General features: G+C 41.3%; 4 protein-coding genes and 1 pseudogene. All 5 read right to left on the reverse strand.

Annotation, left to right across the window (positions count from 1 at the left end):
* Nucleotides 1–344, reverse strand: a 344-nt coding sequence (locus tag EDC63_RS18345) for a hypothetical protein (RefSeq protein ID WP_132920990.1), incomplete at its 3' end; no start/stop codon positions are given.
* A gap of 40 nt (nucleotides 345–384) precedes the next feature.
* Entirely contained in the window at nucleotides 385–969 is a 585-nt protein-coding gene (locus EDC63_RS18680; RefSeq protein WP_189836522.1) for a hypothetical protein, read from the reverse strand.
* 235 nt (nucleotides 970–1,204) lie between these two features.
* A complete protein-coding gene (locus EDC63_RS18685) occupies nucleotides 1,205–1,981 on the reverse strand; it encodes a VPLPA-CTERM sorting domain-containing protein (RefSeq protein WP_189836521.1) in 777 nt (258 codons plus the stop codon).
* A 71-nt stretch (nucleotides 1,982–2,052) separates the two neighbouring features.
* A complete protein-coding gene (locus EDC63_RS18360) occupies nucleotides 2,053–2,247 on the reverse strand; it encodes a hypothetical protein (protein WP_124946905.1) in 195 nt (64 codons plus the stop codon).
* 50 nt (nucleotides 2,248–2,297) lie between these two features.
* Nucleotides 2,298–2,375: pseudogene (locus EDC63_RS18365) on the reverse strand (IS1595 family transposase); the annotation flags it as partial.

A 2,375-nucleotide genomic window follows, 5' to 3' on the forward strand; every position in this document is an offset into this window, starting at 1 on the left:
CCAACACCGCAGGCAGGATTTCCTGCTGGGCAGCCTGTATAAAACACGTAATTTCCAGGCGCATAGATATTGACATTGTGCATAGTCCATGTCTTGCCGGCGAAGGCGGTAGGCGAGGACAAGGTGGCATTATAAGTGTTATCCGTCACCACTGAAGTGCGATAAGTACCGTCCCATGTAAAGGTTACATCATTGGTGCCGCCTGTCAGCAAATTTGAAGCACTTACTATTGTGAGATTGTTATTGGTCGTGGTCACAACAGGGGTATAAACAGCTTGTGCCGCGCTGGCGCAAAATAACATAGCAACGGCAACGCTCATTGTAGTTTGTTTCAATTGATTCATGATATTGCTCTCCAATTGACATTATAAGTGCAAAAAAATTTTATGCAGCTTTACGACGGGACACACCAATCAAGCCTAGCAGGCCAGAACCTAGCAACCACGCCGCCGCAGGCGCGGGTACAGAGCTAATTTGCGCGTTGTTGCTAATATTCAGTGAGTAAGCTTCTCCTTGGGCAAGCCAATAATAGGAACTCGCATCGAGAAAGGCTTGCATGCCAGAAAGCGTCCCACTCCCCCCAATCCAATAATTTCCAGTATTGTATCCATCAGTCTGGGAGAGCATCAAAGGTTCATCAATGAAGTTGTTCGTTGCATAATCAATACTATCGCAGCAAACGCCCACCAACAAAGAGTAATTGCCGGTTCCAAGAGACTGCGTCAGATAATCAGAAGGGTAGCTTGAAATCAGATGTGCGCCACTGCCGTCAAATAATGAAAAGGTCGGATTGTAATACCCTCCGGCATATTGAATCTCAACCACGCCTGGAGAAGAAACTGAAAAATTTATTATGTCATATGATGTAGTTCCAAAGTGGCTGGTAATGGAAGTGGCGTTTGCAATGCCAGAAGAAACAAGCAATCCAACACTAAGGGTGGCAGCAAGCAACATAGTAGTGGTTTTCATTGTTTTATCCTATTTTGAGCGGGGCGATGATTGTGAGTAATGCGCAGCTTATAGATGTCATTCAAAAATTGTGCAAAAATATTCAACCAGTTGATTTTATGGCAATGATTTATTTGTTGATTAATTAGCTGAATAGGTATGTAAAATCCCCTGACAGAATTTATTGGCTTCGAGAGAATACCCACAAACATAAATACCAACTAAAAAGCCATCACTTTCTTGAGCAAAAAATCAATTAAGCTGATTTGTATTTACGTCCCACACTCATCAAGCCCAGCAATCCAGAAACAAACAACCAAAACGCGGCAGGCAAAGGAACAGGAGCAGCGACAGGGGTGAATTGCAAGCTATATGAGTAACTGGCACCGCCAGAATTGGTGGGCCATGTTGGTCCTGCTGATGCAGATACAGTTAATTTGAAATCACATGCAGGTATTAGACCACTCTTGTTGATATTTGAATTGATTTGCGAAAAAGCCATAGCCCATCCATTGCATGCACCTACAGTAGAAACGGATGATAAATTGAAAATGTTAGAGCCATAATTATAAGTGCCCATCATTGGATCATAAGTATTTCCGTTAAGCAGGAGGCTAAAATTGGATTGCGAAGTTAATGAAAAATTTAGAATTACAGCGCTTGATGCATAGGCCGAAGAATATCCGCCATTACTAGGCATATATACATGTGCATGAGTATTCCCACTACCAGTTAATAGATTCGTCGATAAACTAATTGTCGAATTTATGTCTGCGTGAGCATATGCATTAAAACCACCACTAGAAGGTGCATAATCAAGGCTCGCAATAAAAGGGTTAGAGCCACTGACATTATTAACAGTGCTAGAGTAACTGCAAGTCGAATTGTTATACATGTCACATGCATCAGCTGAGGCAGAAATGCTACTAGTGTCAGAGGTTATATTTACAACAGATGCTTGCGAAAAACTATTCGACAGAATGCCTGTGAGTAAACTGACGAGAAGTATTAACATACGTAAATTAAATCTCATAACGTTCTCCAAGAAAAAAGCAAAAAAGCCAAGTTTAGTAAGAATAAAGAAATTGTTATTTTTATGCCTTTTTAAAAACACGAATTCAATTCTGAAGTGCGATAGGTTCCGTCCCAAGTAACATTTACTTCATTGCCGCCACCGAGCAAGCCATTACTTGCGCCGACCATGGTAAAGTTATTAACGGTGGTGGTCACTATGGGGGTATAAACAGCTTGTGCCGCGCTAGCGCAAAATAACATAGAAACGGCAACGTTCATTGTCATTTGTTTCAATTGATTCATGAGGTTGCTATTAAATTTAGGGTCTTAGGAAGTTAAAGCGGGTTTAGTCTCAACAATTTGAGTAGTCCAAGGTAAAGATTATCACGACGATGATTAAAGCGATATTCAGT

The organism is Sulfurirhabdus autotrophica (genome assembly GCF_004346685.1).
In the GTDB taxonomy this organism is placed as follows: domain Bacteria; phylum Pseudomonadota; class Gammaproteobacteria; order Burkholderiales; family SMCO01; genus Sulfurirhabdus; species Sulfurirhabdus autotrophica.